1 protein-coding gene is annotated in these 393 nt (G+C 71.8%); it reads left to right on the forward strand.

The annotated features are described in order from the left end of the window. A partial coding sequence (locus tag LPA54_RS41430) for a family 1 glycosylhydrolase (protein WP_228985531.1) occupies positions 1-393 on the forward strand: 393 nt, incomplete at both ends.

Raw genomic sequence — 393 nt, forward strand, 5'->3', positions numbered from 1 at the left:
TTCCTGGGCTACGCCTCCGGCGTCCACGCCCCCGGCCGCACCGACCCGGCCGCCGCGCTGAAGGCCGCCCACCACCTCAACCTGGCGCACGGTCTGGGCACCAAGGCGCTGCGCTCGGTGATGCCGGCCCGCAACCAGATCTCCCTCAGCCTCAACACCTCCGTGGTGCGCCCGCTGAACCCGGACGACCCGGCGGACCGTGCGGCGGCTCGCAAGATCGACGACCTGTCGGGCGGCGTGTTCCACGGCCCCGTCCTGCACGGCGCCTACCCGGAGACGCTGCTGGAGGCGACCTCATCGGTGACCGACTGGTCGTGCATCCAGGACGGCGACCTGGACACGATCCACCAGCCGATCGACGCGCTGGGCCTCAACTACTACACGCCGACCCTG

It is taken from the genome of Streptomyces sp. DH12 (assembly GCF_020873895.1).
Taxonomy (GTDB): domain Bacteria; phylum Actinomycetota; class Actinomycetes; order Streptomycetales; family Streptomycetaceae; genus Streptomyces.